This window comes from Shewanella sp. SM21 (assembly GCF_025654335.1).
Lineage (GTDB): Bacteria > Pseudomonadota > Gammaproteobacteria > Enterobacterales > Shewanellaceae > Shewanella > Shewanella oncorhynchi.
Genome location: NZ_JAKKRL010000006.1, coordinates 62,625 through 78,846, shown reverse-complemented (window position 1 = coordinate 78,846; position 16,222 = coordinate 62,625). Strand labels below are relative to the sequence as shown.

The following is a 16,222-nucleotide window of genomic DNA, read 5'->3' as shown; positions in this document are numbered from 1 at the left end:
ACTTGTTAAAAAAGCCGCTTTTTAGCGGCTTTTTTTTGTTTATAATGGCGCCATAACGATAATTGACAGAAGCCATCTATGCTACCCCTGCTATCACATCAACAAACATTAGAGCCAGTGTATTTGGCATACCTTGATGCACTGGAGCAAAGTGAGTATTCCGGTGATATAGACAAACGTTACAGCGCCCGTTTAGTGCAAGCCACCGACAACTCTGTATATCAATTTTTGCCTCAAGCCGTGCTTTATCCTAAAAATCAGCAGGATATTCAAATTGCATTGACGCTGGCTGCTACAGACGCATTTCGCAGCGTGACCTTCAGTGCGCGGGGCGGTGGTACGGGCACCAACGGACAATCTCTGACCCATGGTTTGATTTTGGATGTGTCGCGTTACATGAATCGCGTGCTCGAAGTGAATGCTGAGCAAGGTTGGGTTCGAGTCGAAGCTGGCGTGATTAAAGATGCGCTTAACGATGCATTGCGTCCCCATGGATTCTTTTTTAGTCCCGATTTATCCACCTCAAACCGCGCCACTATTGGTGGCATGATCAATACCGATGCCTCGGGTGCGGGCTCACTGGTCTATGGTAAGACGTCAGATCACGTGCTGGCGCTGCGCAGCGTGTTGATCGATGGCAGTGTGCTGGATACGCATCCCCTAGATGCGGGACTACTGTGTAACCCAGATAATGTCAGTGATAATCCGCTGGGGCAGAAACTGATTTCTGCTGTGGCGGCGGTATGCCGTGAAAAGCGTACTCAGATTGAAAACCAATTTCCTAAGCTCAATCGTTTCCTCACCGGCTATGACTTAAAACACGTGTGGAACGACAAGCTGACGCAATTCGATTTATCACGAATTCTGACGGGCTCAGAGGGCACGCTTGCGGTGATAACCGAAGCCAAACTCAATCTCACCCCGCTGCCGACTGAGCGCGCTATGGTGAACATTAAGTACGATTCGTTCCAATCGGCATTGCGTCATGCGCCATCCTTAGTTGCCGCGCGGGCGACTGTGGTCGAAACCGTCGATTCAAAAGTGCTTAACTTAGCCCGTGAAGATATTGTCTGGCATTCAGTGGCTGATCTTATCCAAGAAGTGCCAGGTAAAGTTATTGATGGCCTCAATATGGTCGAATTTGCAGGTGACACGGTCGAAGTTGAGCAAAAGCTCGCGAGTTTGGAAGCTGTGTTAACTGAGCAGATCAGCAAAGGCGAGTGCGGTGTGTTGGGTTACCAAGTGACGCAAGATAAGCCGAGTATCGAAAAAATTTACGGCATGCGTAAAAAAGCCGTTGGCTTACTCGGCGCCACTAAAGGTCGCCGTAAGCCTATCGCCTTTGCTGAAGATACTGCGGTACCGCCCGAAAAACTCGCCGATTACATTATGGAGTTTCGCGCGTTACTCGACGGGCATAATCTGCAATACGGTATGTTCGGCCATGTGGATGCGGGCGTGTTGCATGTTCGTCCAGCGCTCGATATGTGCGATGTTGAAGATGAAAAATTACTACGAGTCATTTCTGATCAAGTCGCGGCACTGACGCTTAAATACGGCGGCCTAATGTGGGGCGAACACGGTAAAGGTGTGCGCGGTGAATACGGTCCAGCTGTCTTTGGTGATGAACTTTTCGGTGTATTGCAAGATATCAAAGGTTTGTTCGACCCCGATAACCGACTCAATCCCGGCAAGCTGGTGGCGCCTAAAGATACAGGTGCCCTCTATTACGATGTCGACAGTGCTAAGCGCGGTAAGTTTGATCGACAAATCCCCGTTGATGTGCGTGATGCGTTCCCCGATGTGATGAATTGTAACGGTAATGGCCTGTGTTTTAATTACAGTAGCTATTCGCCCATGTGCCCATCGTTTAAGGTGACGGGTGACAGAGTGCAGTCACCTAAGGGGCGTGCGGGGCTCATGAGAGAGTGGCTAAGACTGCTTGAGGCTGAAGGGGTTGATGTTAATGCCCTCGCAAAAGCGAAACCTTTTGGTATATTGCAGCGCATACAAAATACCATCAATGCCAAACGTGATTATGATTACTCCCACGAGGTGATGGAATCGCTCAAGGGCTGTTTAGCCTGTAAAGCCTGCTCTGGACAATGTCCGGTCAAAGTGGATGTGCCTAAGTTTAGGGCGCAGTTCTTCAATATTTACTATCAACGCTATTTAAGACCCGCGAAAGACTATCTCGTTGCAGGGATTGAAGATAGCTTACCACTGATGGCTGCGGCACCGCGTCTCACTAACTTTGTTGCACAAAATCCATTGAGCCAATGGGTGATTAAACAGGCGATTGGTTATGTGGATGCGCCTGCGTTATCTGTGCCGACTTTAAAGCAAAGACTCGATGGTCATGCAAGCCGCGGTTACGACTTAGCTGCGTTGCAAGCGATTCCAGAAGAGAAGCGCTCGCAGTTTGTGTTGGTGGTACAAGATCCCTTTAACAGTTTCTATGATTCAGGTCTTGTGCTGCGCGTTATCCAATTGATTGAAAAGCTCGGCTTAAAGCCGGTGTTATTGCCCTACAAACCCAATGGTAAGCCAACACATATCAAGGGATTTTTAGATAAGTTTGCTAAAACGGCGCAGTCGAGTGCAGACTTTTTGAACCAAGTCCATAAACTGGGCATGCCCATGGTCGGTATCGATCCTGCCTTAGTCTTGTGTTATCGCGATGAATATCGTGAAGTCTTAGGGGCTAATCGCGGTAATTTTGAGGTCAAGTTAGCCAACGAATGGCTACTGAATGTCATCAAAGATTTACCTGCAAAAGCTGCGCAAGATAAGCAATATACTTGGTTTAGTCATTGTACCGAATCGACGGCCAAGCCAAATACCGCCAATGAGTGGACTAAAATCTTTGCCCATTTTGGCGCTAAGTTAACCGCAGTCAATTTAGGTTGTTGTGGTATGGCGGGAACCTACGGCCATGAGGCGGAAAACCTCGAGCGCTCTAAGGCCTTGTTTGATATGTCTTGGCAGCAAACGCTAGCGAAAATTGAGCAGCCGCAAGTGTTAGTGTCTGGTTATTCGTGCCGTAGTCAGGTAAAACGTTTTGCCGGATACAAGCCAAAGCATCCACTTGAGGCCTTACTCGAGTTAGTAAATATCTAGTGGTGTTTATGTCGTTTTGATTGCGTTAGTCAGATCGTCATTATCCTAACTGGTATATCCCAGTGTTGAATGTCACACTAAAGCCAGCCGCAAGGCTGGTTTTTTTATGGATGATGGAGGCCTAGATGGAAAAGATGACTGACAGTATTCAACACACGCTTAAACAATTCGCCGCCGATAGTAGGCTAACCTCGGTTGTGCCATTGTGCAGTGAAGCCCCATTGTTTGACATTAACGCCTTGGGTGATTGGACCTATCTAGGCACATCGCTGCCAGCAAAGTTTGCTAAGTTGTTCGCCAGTATTTTGCATTGCATCGATGATGAGTATTTCTTAATTACCCCAGTGGAGAAGGTGCGAGTGCGGGTTGAAGATGCCCCCTTACTGATTGTCGATTTCGAGCGAGCGCAACCCCATTCGCTGCTCAATGTAAGAACCAGCATTGAAACACAGCACCACAAAGTCGATATAAAACAGATGAAGCTCACCGATGACAGTGTTTATTTGCCGCTTGAGCGCGGTTTATGGGGCAAATTAGGTCGGGCCTGTTACTATAATTTTGTGAATGAATTCAATTTATCTGATCTAGATGAGGAATGAGCTCGTAGGTTAATCGCATAATTTGCTGTGGTCTAAGCTAGTTTATTATGGGTTAAGTGGTAGTATTAAAACTAACTCTGGGTTCCTATGATGGCGTGCAGAGTAAGTGAAAACGCGTTAAACCTTTGCTGTAGGAGGTGCTGTTTGAATCGTCATGAAAGCTTAGGCTATCTTGTATCCCACTTAAATATCGAGCTGCAAAATGAGCTTGATCTGCATCTTAAGCGATATCAACTCGATATAAAACTGTGGCCTGTGCTGTTTGCTTTGTGGCAAGAAGAGGGCATAAGCCAAACTGAATTGTCTAAGCGTTGCGATGTGGCAAATTACACTATGACGCGCTTACTCGATCAGTTGCAGGTGCAAGGTCTTATTACTCGTCATCAAGAAGTCGATAATCGGCGTGCTTTCCAAATCTTTTTGACCGATGAAGCCAAAGCATTAGAGCAAGATCTTATCTGCGAAGCTGAGCGGGTCAATGAAAAATTTCTGTCAAATTTAAGTGAAGATGAACAACAGACATTCATTTTACTATTAAATAAAATCAACCGTTTGGCTTGAAATTTTGAATCTAATGGGTATGGAGGAAAACTGTGGTTTAGCCGTTTTTACTTCTATCTGTATGTGGTTATCTAAATCATGTTCCCAGTTTAATCCCATCCACTATGCCTCACTCTGCGGGATTAACTGGTTTGATTAATTTAAGTAAAGTGCAAAGACGCAAAGCAGGCTGACGGCTATCACTGAGTGCTGTAAATAACGCCGGCTGGCTAATAAATTCTCTTTGCCTTGTTTTAGGCTAGCGACGAGTCTATGTTGCTTATAAATTCGGCACATTAACTCATCGGTTTGGGGATCGATAAGCAGTTCAAACTTGCAAGGTGCGCCATCTTTAAGCTGAATGGTATGCTCGCTTTGAGGCTTAAAGTTAAGCTTGTGCGACACCATCTGGCCATTAACGAAGACCCGCTCTAAACCACTCCAATTGCTGGCTTGCAGTTCTACCACATCTTGGTTGAGATCATATTTGAAACGGATCATAGCGCTATCCTGTGCTGGGACCTGATAGACTAATTCAAGCAGACAAATATGGCGTTTTCCAGCGTGATTAAATGAATATTCTGTGTCGAAATTAAAAGCGCGACTAAACCATGAGCTTAGTGATAGATTAAATTTTAGATAACAAAAAAGCGACCAGAAGTCGCTTTTTTCAATATTTGGCGGGCATAAAAATAATAAACGCGTAGAAAAATTACTGCTTAGCGGCTTCGATAATGGCTTTCGCCATTTCATCAGCCACGGCGCCGGTTGTACGGTTCTGCGCATCGGCTTGGCTGAATATTTTCAGCAGCGTGTTGTAAATTTCTTCTACTTTAGCCGTCGATTTTGCTGCGTCGTAATCTTTTTCGAACGACACGTTGATAATGCCGCCTGCGTTAATCACATAGTCTGGCGCGTAAAGTATGCCCATTTCTTTCAGTTGTTCACCGTGGCGTACTTCGGCTAATTGGTTGTTGGCACAGCCAGCAACAATTTTGGCTTTCAGTTGCGGTAAGGTCGCATCGTTTAAGGTTGCGCCAAGGGCACAAGGGGCATACACATCCACATCTTGCGCGTAGATTTCTTGAGGTGCGACAACAATGGCACCAAAGTCGGTAGCGACTTTGTCTAATGAGGCTTGATGAATGTCGGTAACAATCAGTTCAGCGCCTTCGTTATGCAAGTGTTTGCACAGGTAATAGCCAACGTGACCGACGCCTTGAACGGCGATTTTAAGGCCTTTAAGGCTGTCTAAACCAAGTCTATGTTTAACCGCAGCTTTGATGCCTAAATAAGTGCCAAGGGCTGTGAACGGTGATGGATCGCCACTTTTGCCTTCAAGACCCGCCATATAAGGGGTTTCTTCATGGGCGATCATAATATCAGCCGTAGTAGTGCCAACATCTTCCGCTGAATAGTAGCGGCCACCTAGGCTGTTAATCAAACGGCCAAAGGCGCGGAATAGGGCTTCGCGATCTTGTCTTTTCGGATCGGCAATGATCACTGATTTGCCACCGCCCATGGTTAAACCTGCTAGGGCATTTTTATAAGTCATGCCACGAGAGAGGCGTAATACGTCAGTCAGGGCTTCATCATCCGATTGGTAGTTCCACATCCTACATCCACCCACGGCAGGACCAAGGTTAGTGTTATGGATGGCGACAATGGCCTTTAAGCCACTTTCTTTATCATGACAGAATACAACCTGTTCATGTTCGTCAAAGGATACATGATTAAATACAGCCACGTGAATTTCTCCGCTATACACAATGAAAAAGCCGACGAGGTGAGCCTCTATCGACTGCTTGTTATATTTATTGCAGAACCATAGCATTTAGCGATACTCTCAACCATGCATAATGACCGAATAAATACATTATTTGTGGCAATTTAGCTTTCCACTTTACGTAAACGTAAGCTTTGCGATTAAGAATGGATTGTACTGAATTTAACGTAACGAATAGAATGAATCGCGTACTGATCCCAAGAATTAGGCTCGCGTTATAACAATAAGATAGGACGGAAGTATGACTGAACAAGCTGTCGACCAAACTCAACAAAATTTATCAGCTGAAGAAATAGAAAAGCTGCGTCAAGAGTGGGTCAGAACTCAATTTCAAAAAGCTAATCGTTTTCTCGCTGAAAAAGGCGTGATCCCAAGCAAAGTCCTAGCCGATGAAAGCCGTTATCTTGCGCCTTATATGGCGATTTGGAAGATGGAATCAAAGCGTCCAAGCAACAAAACCTATTGGGTGATGTCAGGTGATTTACCGTCGGATTTTGTCGATGTGAAAGTGGCGGCGACGGCCCGTGATGCCGTGCGTCATTTCTCTATGATGTGGCAAATGCAGGCGGAAAACTTAGTGCGTTCGGGTGCAACCCGTGATGTCACTCAGGCTAAATTTGCTCAACTATTAGTATCGCGTGCCGAGAGTTTATATCGTATGCACAACGACGATAAACTGTGGAATGCTTAAACTCAAATGAGTTGAGGATTGTATTTAGATAGTAGATTGTATTTAGATAGTATTGAGTTAATACAGTCACTTGTGTTGATTGATACTGATAATTGAAATAACAATAAGGCACTCAGTTGAGTGCCTTTTTTATATTGATGTTTTATTTACACTTTATATTAAAAACAAGGTCATCGAACAAAGTCGATAGGGCTTATTCTTCGCTGTCGCTCAAGTAGTAGAAACCTTGATTGATAAGTTTCAACAGTAAGGCTTGGACTTCTTCATGCTGACATATTTCAGTCGCTTCATCGGCGTTTAAGCTGACGTTATCGCTCAACTGTGCGATCATATCTGCCGGTGTATTTAGCAGTTCGTGCACATCACCATTGATGAATAATCGCGGTGTGGCGTCATTTTCAAGGCGCAATACTTTCAAACCGCCGATACGGCTGACGCCAGCACCTTGGGCGAAGGCATCTTGCAAATCTTCAATGCTGTAAGCTTCTTCGCCTTCACACAAATCAAGTTCGAAACGGTTTTGACTGAGTAGCTTACCTAACACGATTTGGTAGCTATTGGGATCTTGGCTCAGCTGACTCAAGAGTGACATTATGCCCACTTGATGATCTTGGCTGACGATACCGGCTGAACTCGGTTCAGTTTGCGACGTGAAACGCTGCTGACCTAAGTTATTGTCGAGCAAATAATCGGCGACTTCACTGACCAATTCTTGCTGGCTAGGAGCACGGAAACCAATCGAGTAACTCATTGCCACAGTTAGGGTTTCGCCGCAATGCGGGAAACCGGGTGGAATATAAAGCATGTCGCCTTTTTCTAACACTACATCGATAATGGGCGTAAAGTCCTCAACCAGCGGCGAGTTGGGATTGCCACTGCGGCGTTGTTGCGGGGTATTGTCACCCACGGTCCAGCGACGCTCACCTTCGCCTTGAATGATAAATACATCGTAGTTATCGACGTGCGGGCCGACACCGCCACTTGGGGTTGCAAATGAGGCCATCAAGTCATCGAAGCGCCAGTCAGGTAAAAAGCGCAGCGCTTCAACTAATGGCTGCGAATCAGGATTCCAATGGTTGACTGCTTGCACTAATAACTGCCAATGGGTTTCGCCATAGCTGTCGTAATCTTCAAACGGACCTTGCACTACTTCCCAATCATTGTCTTTGGTGACAACGATGCGTGAAGAGATTTCTTCTTCACAGGCAAGGCCTGCTAGTTCGTCGGCGCTGATAGGATCTTCAAATTGCGGAAATGCTTTTTTGATCAACAGGGGTTTCTTTTGCCAGTATTCACTAAGAAACTGGGCGATATCGAGATTGAGTGTATACATAGTGTTAAAAAAGGCGACCACATCGCGGTGATGTGGGTCGCCTTAATCCTTATTTCTGTTTAAGAAAGAGTATTGTCCGTCGCCAACTTCAGTTAATAACTAATTTCAGTCAATCGCTTAATATTAGTTAATCGCTAATTTTAATTAATAACTTAGTTCAGTTCGTCGACAAACGTTTCGGCGCGACCAATGTAATTGGCTGGCGTCATTTTCTTCAGTTCAGCTTTCACTGAGTCTGGTAATTCAAGTCCGTCAATAAACACTGACAGTTGCTGCGCGTCGATACGTTTACCGCGCGTCAGTTCTTTTAATTTTTCGTATGGCTTTTCAATACCATAACGACGCATCACAGTTTGTACTGGTTCTGCTAACACTTCCCAGTTGTGATCTAACTCGTCACGCAGGTGCGCTTCGTTAACTTCTAACTTGCTGATGCCTTTTAAGGTCGCTTGATACGCGATCAACGCATGGGCAATACCCACGCCTAAGTTACGCAGCACAGTTGAGTCAGTTAAGTCACGTTGCCATCTTGATAACGGCAGCTTAGACGCTAAATGTTGCATCAGGGCGTTAGCGATACCTAAGTTACCCTCAGAGTTTTCAAAATCGATGGGGTTAACTTTGTGCGGCATAGTCGATGAACCGATTTCACCGGCGATAGTGCGTTGTTTGAAGTGACCTAGGGCGATGTAACCCCAAATATCACGGTCAAAGTCAATCAGCACAGTGTTGAAACGGGCAACTGCATCAAATAATTCGGCAATGTAATCGTGTGGCTCGATTTGCGTCGTGTAGGCATTCCAGTGCAAGCCAAGGCTAGTCACAAAACGCTCAGACAGCTCATGCCAGTTAACTTCAGGGTAGGCTGACAGGTGAGCATTGTAGTTACCTACGGCACCGTTCAGTTTGCCCATGATTTCAACATTGGCGATTTGTTTGATTTGACGTTCAAGGCGCACTGCGACGTTCGCCATCTCTTTACCGAGTGTTGAAGGTGAAGCCGGTTGGCCATGGGTGCGTGACATTAACGGCACAGAGCGATATTCAATCGCCAGCTTTTTAATCGCAGTCAGTAACTTGTTGCAGTAGGGCAGTAATACTTGTTCACGGGCTTCAGTCAACATTAAACCGTGGCTTAAGTTATTGATATCTTCAGAGGTACAGGCAAAGTGAACAAACTCACCTACAGCGGCTAATTCGCTATTGCCCGCGATTTTTTCTTTAATGAAATATTCAACCGCTTTCACATCGTGGTTAGTGGTGCTTTCGATAGCCTTAACACGCAGCGCATCTTGTTCGTTGAAATTGTCTTTAATGCCATCGAGCACAGCGATAGCTGACGCGCTCAATGTTGGCACTTCGCTAATGTCTGAGCAGTCTGCTAACAGTTTTAGCCAATTGATTTCAACCTGAACACGGTACTTGGTAAGACCGAACTCGCTGAAAATCCCTCTCAATGACGCGGTTTTACTACCATAACGACCGTCTACCGGAGAGATAGCAGTTAGTGCGGAAAGATCCATGTGTAGCTCCTTGATGAACGCTAATTTTATTATAGGGTAAGACTTTTCTTGGCTGTATCGACGATGGCTTTGCGGGCGAAGACTAAGTGTCGACGTTTACCGCCCAACTGACGCCACAGTACTGCGCTGCGTATAGCGGCAAGCAGCAGAGCACGAATTTTATGTTGTACAATAGGGCGCTGCAAACACACAGGATTACCCGATATTTGGATTTTTGGCCCTAAATTACTGATGATGTCACTGTAAATGCTGGCAAGATTGGCAACAACTTGCTCATCTGTGATGGCAAAATGATGTAGTTGGCGATTCACTTGATTAATACGTTCAGCCAACATGCCTAAGCCACTGTTAGAGCGCACGAGTTTACGCTCTAGGGCAAGCACGCCCACTAAATAGCGGGTGATTTCAACATCTTTTTGACTGCTGTCACCGAGCTGGTTCAGGATCAGCTCATAGCCTTTTTGCAATACGATTTTATCTTGGTAGACATCGGCCGTATTGTCAGGATTGGTGACGAGAATGGTGTTTAAGCTCGCTGCGAGCTCGGCATTATCCAATTCGCCATGGCGCGCTAAATGTTGAACTTGGGCAATGGCTTGCAGTATGCCTGCAAACGCCATAGTCCGGTTAATGAGTTGCTCGTTCACGCGTTACCCTCGGATTAATTGATCTATGATGCCGCCACCTAGGCAGACTTCACCATCATAAAATACCGCAGACTGTCCAGGCGTTACAGCCGCTACAGGTTCATCGAAGACCACGCGCAAGGTGTGTTCATCTGTGTAGGTTAATGTGCAAGGCACATCTTGTTGGCGATAACGGGTTTTGACGGTGATATGACAACCATCGACAGGGCCAGTTCTATCCACCCAATGCAGTTGGTTAACTGTCATGCCGGTCGACATCAAACGGGGATGGTGTCCGCCTTGCCCCACGATCAATACGTTACGCTCAAGATCTTTATCGACCACATACCAAGGATCGTCATTACTGTTTTTCATGCCGCCAATGCCTAAGCCTTTACGTTGGCCTAAGGTGTGGTACATGAGTCCTTGGTGCGTGCCTATGACTTCACCTTCTGGGGTTTCAATATTGCCAGGCTGCGCCGGTAAATAAGTCCCTAGAAATTCAGTGAACTTGCGCTCACCGATAAAGCAGATGCCAGTACTGTCTTTTTTGTCATGGGTGATTAAGCCCATTTCTTTCGCAATTTCACGAACTTGATGTTTTTCGAGCTCACCGACAGGGAACAGGCTTCGGGCTACTTGTTCATGGCTAAGGGTGTAGAGGAAATAACTTTGATCTTTATTGCCATCAACGCCACGGAGCATTTGCGTACTGCCGTCGCTGTTATCGCGACGGCGAACATAGTGGCCCATTGCGATGTAATCGGCGTCGAGGATTTCGTCGGCAAATTCTAAAAATGCCTTAAATTTGATTTCTTTGTTGCACATGATATCGGGATTTGGCGTGCGCCCGGCTTTGTATTCGGCGAGGAAATACTCAAACACATTGTCCCAATATTCGGCAGCAAAGTTGACTGTATGTAGCTTGATCCCGAGTTTGTCGCACACGGCTTGGGCGTCTTTTAAATCTTCTGCGGCCGCGCAGTACTCGTTGTTGTCATCTTCTTCCCAGTTCTTCATGAAAAGGCCTTCAACCTGATAGCCTTGCTGCATAAGCAAATAGGCTGAAACAGATGAATCTACACCGCCGGACATGCCGACAATGACTTTTTTTCCTGTATGAGTGGGTTCGATTGATGTCATAAATCCTAAAAACCATTGAGTATGTGTGTTGGCTAGGTGGATGAATTTAAGCCGCGACATTGAGCGCGTAACAAAAATACCTAACCTAACTAAAAATATGGGCTAACTAAAAATCCAAGCTCACTTTAAATCCAAGCTAACTTTACATCTAGGTGCTGTGCTGCTGATTGTTAAATCAAACTTTGCCTGCGCTATCAAATAAAATGAGTCCGCAAACTGTCAGTAAACCTCGCATTTACGGGCAACTATTTATTTGCTGTACAAGGCCTCTGCAGTAGCACACGCATTAAGCTTAGCCAGCCGTTTATGCGGGGCGGTATTCTATCACGCCTTGCTCGCTTGGGCTATCGTGAGGCGGTCACTATTGAGTAGGCTAAGGGGATAAGTTTGGCCATTTTGTGCCTGATTGAGATAGTCTTTTAAGCAATCGAGTACTAAGGGACTGCGCAGTAAAGAGGACTTGGCTTCTATCTGCGCAAGACTTAACCAATGCGCACTATGGATCGCTTTATCCTGCGGCGCAGGTGAGGGCATATCATCTAACTGCACGAAAAAAGTAAAGCGCACAAAGGCTAAGTCTTCACTGGCGCTGAGTTGATAAATACCGACGAGTCCTTGGGCTTTTAGTGATAACCCCGTTTCTTCAAACACTTCGCGCTCACAGGCTTGGATCAAGCTTTCATTCGCTTCTAAGTGACCCGCGGGTTGATTAAAGCGTTGCTCGCCTTCAATCCACTCTTCTACCATCAGATATTTGTCCTGTGAAGTTGCATGAACAATACAAGCGACGGTCACATGGGGTTTATATCTTTGACTCATGGAGCCTCCTTTGAGTGGATTGGAACGCAAAAATTAGGCTGAAATTTAGACTTCATCACCGAGACGGATGCATTTGTGCTCACCCGATGGCAAATTATCTAGACTCCATTGGCCTATTTTATAACGGATTAATCTTAAGGTCGGAAAACCGATATGCGCTGTCATGCGTCTGACTTGGCGGTTGCGGCCTTCATGAATTTGGATTTCTAGCCAAGTTGTTGGGATATTTTTGCGCTCTCTCACCGGTGGATTACGTGGCCAAACGTCGGGTGAATCCATGATTTTGACTTTAGCAGGCAGCGTCATACCATCATTTAATTCAACACCTTGGCGCAGTTTAGTGAGTGCATCTTCCGTCGGAACGCCTTCTACTTGCACCCAATAGGTTTTAAAGGTTTTCTTTTTCGGCTCTGTCAGCCTTGCCTGTAATTGACCGTCATTGGTCAGCAACAATAAGCCCTCACTGTCTCTGTCTAAGCGGCCTGCGGCATACACGTCAGCAATCGGGATATAGTCTTTTAGGGTCTTACGACCTTGTTCATCGGTAAACTGGCAAAGTACATCAAAAGGCTTATTAAACAGCACAATAATCGGCGCGAGCGTTTGGCTCTGCACCGGTTTTGCCGCCGCAATTGCGCGTCGATTAGGATTTTTAAAAGGTTCTTTCTTTAAACTGCCATTGGCATTTCGTGCTGGCGCCACTTTGCTATCTACGGCGGTAGCGCGGTTGGCAGGGCCTCTGCTGGCGGGCTTAGCAGGTTTAATCGGGCTCTTGGCTGGGGAACTTGCGCTGGCATTGGCACCTTTAGGTGGAAACTTGTTTTTGGTCATACTTTTGCTAACAGGAGGTTGAGACACGCTTACCTGACTTGATTGAGTCGTTAATGTGGTCATAGTGTACTTGGCATTCGCCGTTAGTGGAATTTGAATATTATTGTGAATGCTCTATGATGTCGGCCAGAAAATGTGATCTGTGCCTAAATGTTTATTAGGTTTTAATGAGTCGTTGTAACAAATTTTAGCTTGCGCGCAAAGACAGAAGGGCATTGAGAATTTGAAAGGTGAGGGCGTGGTCGATTGCCTTGATTGATATTTTCCCTGTGCTCAGATTTGTTCGCCATGCTATAAAATTATTATAAAAAATATTAAATTTTACAATAATGTAGGATGTAACATGAAAGATAACTCATCAACAATTATTTACACTGAAACAGACGAAGCGCCAGCACTGGCCACCCTCTCACTCTTACCTATTATTAGAACGTTTACCGACGCCGCGGGCGTTGCGGTTGAAACCCGTGATATCTCGTTATCGGGCCGTATTATTGCCAGTTTCCCTGAGCAACTGACCGAAACACAAAAGATTGGCGACCATCTGACAGAGCTTGGCGAGTTAGCGAATCAGCCAGAAGCGAACATCATCAAGTTACCAAATATCAGTGCTTCGATCCCACAATTAAAAGCCTGTATCCTTGAACTGCAGCAAAAAGGTTACGACATCCCTAATTATCCGGATGAGCCAAAAACCGACGCTGAAAAGTCAATTAAAACCCGTTACGACAAGATCAAAGGAAGTGCGGTAAACCCAGTACTACGTGAAGGTAACTCAGATCGTCGCGCCCCATTATCGGTGAAAAACTTCGCCAAGAAAAACCCGCATTCCATGGGGAAATGGGCCAAAGATTCCAAGTCACACGTTGCCCACATGACTGACGGTGATTTCTACGGCAGCGAACAGTCTGTTACTTTATCTGATGCGGGCAGTGTGAATATCGTGCTGACCCAAAAAGATGGTCAAGAAGTAGTACTCAAGTCCAGTCTTAAGTTGCTGGCTGGCGAAATCATCGATGCTGCGGTGTTGAGTAAAAAAGCCTTAGTGAGCTTCTATGAGCGTGAAATCGAAAACGCCAAAGCAGAAGATGTGCTGTTATCGCTGCATCTGAAAGCCACTATGATGAAAGTGTCTGATCCTATTATGTTTGGTCACGCTGTGAAGGTATTCTTCAAGCCAGTATTTGACAAACATGTGGCGCTTTTCGCTGAATTAGGCGTTGATGTTAACAACGGTTTTGGTGATGTTTATGCCAAAATAGCGACATTACCTGCTGATAGCCGCGCCGAAGTCGAAGCCGATATCGCCGCCGTTTACGCTGCGCGTCCCGCATTGGCTATGGTTGATTCTGACAAAGGTATCACCAACTTACACGTACCAAGCGACATCATTATCGATGCGTCTATGCCTGCTGCGATTCGTTCATCTGGCCAAATGTGGGGACCAGACGGTCAACTGCATGACACTAAAGCCATGATCCCTGATCGTTGCTATGCCGGTATTTACCAAGAAACGATTGCTTTTTGTAAAGAGCACGGCGCTTTTGATCCTAAAACCATGGGCAGCGTGCCAAACGTGGGCTTGATGGCGCAAAAAGCCGAAGAGTACGGCAGCCACGATAAGACCTTTGAAATTCCTGCTGACGGTGTGGTCAACGTTGTCGATGCCAGCGGTAAGGTATTGATGAGCCATAACGTGGAAGCGGGCGATATCTGGAGAATGTGCCAAGTTAAAGACGCACCTATCCGTGATTGGGTAAAACTGGCCGTGCGCCGTGCCCGTTTAAGCAATACTCCAGCGGTATTCTGGTTAGATAGCAAACGTGCCCACGATGCGCAAATCATTGCTAAAGTGCAGCAGTATCTGCCAGAGCATGACACTGATGGCTTAGACATCAGCATTATGTCTCCAGAAGATGCTACGCGTTTGTCTTTGGCTCGCATCAAAGAAGGCAAAGATACCATTTCAGTTACGGGTAACGTTCTACGTGACTACCTGACTGACTTGTTCCCCATCCTCGAGCTAGGCACCAGTGCCAAAATGCTGTCAATCGTTCCGCTAATGAACGGCGGCGGTCTATTTGAAACAGGTGCGGGCGGTAGTGCACCTAAACACGTGCAACAGCTTGAGAAAGAAGGTCACTTACGTTGGGATTCGCTCGGTGAATTCTTGGCTCTGGCGGCGTCTTTAGAGCATTTAAGTCAAACCGTAGGCAATCCAAAAGCCCAAGTGTTAGCCGATACTTTAGATCAAGCCATTGGCCTATTCTTAGATGGCAACAAATCGCCATCAAGAAGAGTCGGTGAGTTAGACAACCGTGGCAGCCATTTCTACTTAGCCATGTACTGGGCACAAGCCTTAGCTGCGCAAACGGGCGATGAGCAGTTACAAGCTCACTTCATTCCGTTAGCGCATGCGCTAGCGGCGAATGAGCAAGTGATTGTGGCTGAATTAGCGACGGCACAAGGTGCACCAGTCGATTTAGGCGGTTACTACCGTTTAGATGCGGCTAAGGCTGAAAAAGCCATGCGCCCAAGCGAGACGTTGAACAAGCTGTTGATTGCTTAATTTAGCTCGTTATCACTTTTAGATGGTGTGCGCGTGTGGGCCATCTAAGCTGATGTAAAGTTGTAGGTCATTAGACTGATTTTAAAAAAGGATCTGCATTGCAGATCCTTTTTTATACCCTAAATTTGCTGTCGAGACCGATGATAAAAACTTTTTGCAGGGATGCAATGGATGGTCTGCGGCTATTGAACTTGAATTAAATTCATGCGAAATGATGATGAGCGATGTAGCATTAAGTGGTGAGAATTGATGAAACACGCAGCAATAAAAAGGCAGGGACAAGTCCCTGCCTTTTAGATCATTGGCCTCACCAAACGTTATTTTGTTGGTGAAATGGCTGAAGCGTGCATCCCTTTTGGACCGGCTTCTACTTCAAATTGAACGGGTTGGCCTGCTTTTAGAGTTCGATAGCCTTCCATTTCAATGGTAGAATAGTGTGCAAAAACGTCCTCACCACCTTGATCAGGGCAAATAAACCCGAATCCTTTGGCGTTGTTGAACCATTTAACAGTTCCGCTTGCCATACTTCCACTTCCTTCTGTTGTCTACTTACCAGTAAGATAGTAAAACCTGTATAGACGGGTATTCGTTCACCGTCTGCACAACAGAATGTAAGGAGTAAATGCGGAAGTCAAGCTAAAA

General features: G+C 46.0%; 14 protein-coding genes. 5 read left to right on the top strand and 9 right to left on the bottom strand.

Annotation, left to right across the window (positions count from 1 at the left end):
• The first annotated feature begins 78 nt into the window (after positions 1-78).
• The 3 genes from L5L94_RS09345 (at position 79) to L5L94_RS09335 (ending at position 4,280) form a co-directional block, all read left to right on the top strand.
• Positions 79-3,120, top strand: a complete 3,042-nt coding sequence (locus L5L94_RS09345) for an FAD-binding and (Fe-S)-binding domain-containing protein (protein ID WP_263162784.1) — start codon at positions 79-81, stop codon at positions 3,118-3,120.
• Positions 3,121-3,245: 125 nt separating this feature from the next.
• The gene (locus L5L94_RS09340; protein ID WP_219235230.1) at positions 3,246-3,719 is read left to right on the top strand and encodes a DUF1285 domain-containing protein; all 474 of its coding nucleotides are present in this window, start codon (positions 3,246-3,248) and stop codon (positions 3,717-3,719) included.
• A 144-nt stretch (positions 3,720-3,863) separates the two neighbouring features.
• On the top strand, positions 3,864-4,280 hold the full coding sequence (locus L5L94_RS09335) for a MarR family winged helix-turn-helix transcriptional regulator (protein ID WP_028759729.1): 417 nt from the start codon (positions 3,864-3,866) through the stop codon (positions 4,278-4,280).
• A gap of 135 nt (positions 4,281-4,415) precedes the next feature.
• On the opposite strand, the gene L5L94_RS09330 is transcribed toward L5L94_RS09335, so the two are convergent.
• Complete coding sequence (locus L5L94_RS09330) at positions 4,416-4,760, bottom strand: hypothetical protein (RefSeq protein ID WP_011789104.1); 345 nt, start codon at positions 4,758-4,760, stop codon at positions 4,416-4,418.
• Positions 4,761-4,971: 211 nt separating this feature from the next.
• Positions 4,972-6,006, bottom strand: a complete 1,035-nt coding sequence (locus L5L94_RS09325) for a Glu/Leu/Phe/Val dehydrogenase dimerization domain-containing protein (protein WP_028759730.1) — start codon at positions 6,004-6,006, stop codon at positions 4,972-4,974.
• Between the two features lie 280 nt (positions 6,007-6,286).
• On the opposite strand from L5L94_RS09325, the gene L5L94_RS09320 reads away from it, so the two are divergent.
• Positions 6,287-6,736, top strand: coding sequence for a DUF4826 family protein (locus L5L94_RS09320; RefSeq protein WP_263162780.1), 450 nt, complete (start codon positions 6,287-6,289; stop codon positions 6,734-6,736).
• 193 nt (positions 6,737-6,929) lie between these two features.
• Here L5L94_RS09320 and L5L94_RS09315 read toward each other — a convergent pair whose 3' ends face one another.
• The 6 genes from L5L94_RS09315 to rluE all read right to left on the bottom strand — a co-directional run bounded on the left by L5L94_RS09315 (position 6,930) and on the right by rluE (position 13,011).
• Complete coding sequence (locus L5L94_RS09315) at positions 6,930-8,069, bottom strand: cupin domain-containing protein (protein ID WP_263162777.1); 1,140 nt, start codon at positions 8,067-8,069, stop codon at positions 6,930-6,932.
• Between the two features lie 152 nt (positions 8,070-8,221).
• Complete coding sequence (gene purB / locus L5L94_RS09310) at positions 8,222-9,592, bottom strand: adenylosuccinate lyase (RefSeq protein ID WP_263162774.1); 1,371 nt, start codon at positions 9,590-9,592, stop codon at positions 8,222-8,224.
• 29 nt (positions 9,593-9,621) lie between these two features.
• On the bottom strand, positions 9,622-10,239 hold the full coding sequence (gene hflD / locus L5L94_RS09305; RefSeq protein WP_263138561.1) for a high frequency lysogenization protein HflD: 618 nt from the start codon (positions 10,237-10,239) through the stop codon (positions 9,622-9,624).
• A gap of 3 nt (positions 10,240-10,242) precedes the next feature.
• Entirely contained in the window at positions 10,243-11,361 is a 1,119-nt protein-coding gene (mnmA, locus tag L5L94_RS09300) for a tRNA 2-thiouridine(34) synthase MnmA (RefSeq protein ID WP_014610717.1), read from the bottom strand.
• 324 nt (positions 11,362-11,685) lie between these two features.
• Entirely contained in the window at positions 11,686-12,180 is a 495-nt protein-coding gene (locus tag L5L94_RS09295; protein ID WP_105252674.1) for an NUDIX hydrolase, read from the bottom strand.
• Positions 12,181-12,225: 45 nt separating this feature from the next.
• Positions 12,226-13,011: a 23S rRNA pseudouridine(2457) synthase RluE gene (gene rluE, locus L5L94_RS09290; protein ID WP_263162770.1), complete on the bottom strand. Its 786-nt coding sequence runs from the start codon at positions 13,009-13,011 to the stop codon at positions 12,226-12,228.
• A gap of 343 nt (positions 13,012-13,354) precedes the next feature.
• Here rluE and L5L94_RS09285 point away from each other — a divergent pair, with 343 nt between their 5' ends.
• On the top strand, positions 13,355-15,580 hold the full coding sequence (locus L5L94_RS09285) for an NADP-dependent isocitrate dehydrogenase (RefSeq protein ID WP_263162767.1): 2,226 nt from the start codon (positions 13,355-13,357) through the stop codon (positions 15,578-15,580).
• A 317-nt stretch (positions 15,581-15,897) separates the two neighbouring features.
• Here the strand turns inward: L5L94_RS09285 and cspD are convergent, their stop codons facing one another.
• The gene (cspD, locus tag L5L94_RS09280; protein ID WP_006081937.1) at positions 15,898-16,104 is read right to left on the bottom strand and encodes a cold shock domain-containing protein CspD; all 207 of its coding nucleotides are present in this window, start codon (positions 16,102-16,104) and stop codon (positions 15,898-15,900) included.
• Positions 16,105-16,222 lie beyond the last annotated feature (118 nt).

Excerpts from the sequence above, each read along its gene's own strand:
- rluE (WP_263162770.1), bottom strand. The coding sequence starts at position 13,011 with ATGACCAAAAACAAGTTTCCACCTAAAGGTGCCAATGCCAGCGCAAGT.
- L5L94_RS09330 (WP_011789104.1), bottom strand. The coding sequence starts at position 4,760 with ATGATCCGTTTCAAATATGATCTCAACCAAGATGTGGTAGAACTGCAA.
- L5L94_RS09285 (WP_263162767.1), top strand. The coding sequence starts at position 13,355 with ATGAAAGATAACTCATCAACAATTATTTACACTGAAACAGACGAAGCG.
- L5L94_RS09295 (WP_105252674.1), bottom strand. The coding sequence starts at position 12,180 with ATGAGTCAAAGATATAAACCCCATGTGACCGTCGCTTGTATTGTTCAT.
- mnmA (WP_014610717.1), bottom strand. The coding sequence starts at position 11,361 with ATGACATCAATCGAACCCACTCATACAGGAAAAAAAGTCATTGTCGGC.
- purB (WP_263162774.1), bottom strand. The coding sequence starts at position 9,592 with ATGGATCTTTCCGCACTAACTGCTATCTCTCCGGTAGACGGTCGTTAT.
- L5L94_RS09345 (WP_263162784.1), top strand. The coding sequence starts at position 79 with ATGCTACCCCTGCTATCACATCAACAAACATTAGAGCCAGTGTATTTG.
- L5L94_RS09340 (WP_219235230.1), top strand. The coding sequence starts at position 3,246 with ATGGAAAAGATGACTGACAGTATTCAACACACGCTTAAACAATTCGCC.
- cspD (WP_006081937.1), bottom strand. The coding sequence starts at position 16,104 with ATGGCAAGCGGAACTGTTAAATGGTTCAACAACGCCAAAGGATTCGGG.
- L5L94_RS09320 (WP_263162780.1), top strand. The coding sequence starts at position 6,287 with ATGACTGAACAAGCTGTCGACCAAACTCAACAAAATTTATCAGCTGAA.
- L5L94_RS09315 (WP_263162777.1), bottom strand. The coding sequence starts at position 8,069 with ATGTATACACTCAATCTCGATATCGCCCAGTTTCTTAGTGAATACTGG.